Annotated in this window: 1 pseudogene; it reads right to left on the bottom strand. The window is 71.5% G+C overall.

Features of this window, described 5'->3' with window-relative positions:
* Positions 1-502, bottom strand: a pseudogene (locus tag ACEN88_RS34025) (chemotaxis protein); the annotation flags it as partial.

Here is a 502-nt window from a genome sequence, read left to right as displayed (position 1 = left end):
CCGCGGCGCGCGCGGACAGGTCGGCGCTGCCCGCCGCCACCGCGCTGGACGTCTGCGTGATCAGGTCCATGTCGCGCGCCACCTGGTCCGCGCTGCTGCGCATCGCCCGCAAGGTGGCGTGCAGGGTGCCGGCGCTCGCCGCGACGGCCGTCGTCTCGCGCTGCAGGCGGACGGCGAGGTACGACAGCACGGCCGCCTCGACGACGACGTACGCGGCGTGCAGCAGCACGATGCCGATGCCCGGATGCGTGAAGCACAGCGTCGGATAGCCCCATTCCTGCAGATAGTTGAACGTGAGGTGGTGGACGGCGGCCGTGCCCGCGGCGGCGATGATGACGCGCCAGTCCTGGTAGCAGACGAGGAAGGCGAGCAGGACGAAGATTCCGAAATGCAGCTCCGTCATGCCGTGCGCCTGGTGGATGTTCAGCGCGCAGAACAGCATCAGCGCGACGGCGACGGACAGCCGCGCGGCGAGGCTGCCCGGCGCCGCGGCGATCAGCGC

It is taken from the genome of Massilia sp. CT11-108, assembly GCF_047302915.1.
In the GTDB taxonomy this organism is placed as follows: Bacteria; Pseudomonadota; Gammaproteobacteria; order Burkholderiales; family Burkholderiaceae_D; genus Telluria; species Telluria orientalis.
The sequence above is the reverse complement of the archived record's forward strand: the minus strand, read 5'-3'. Positions and strand labels throughout refer to the sequence as shown.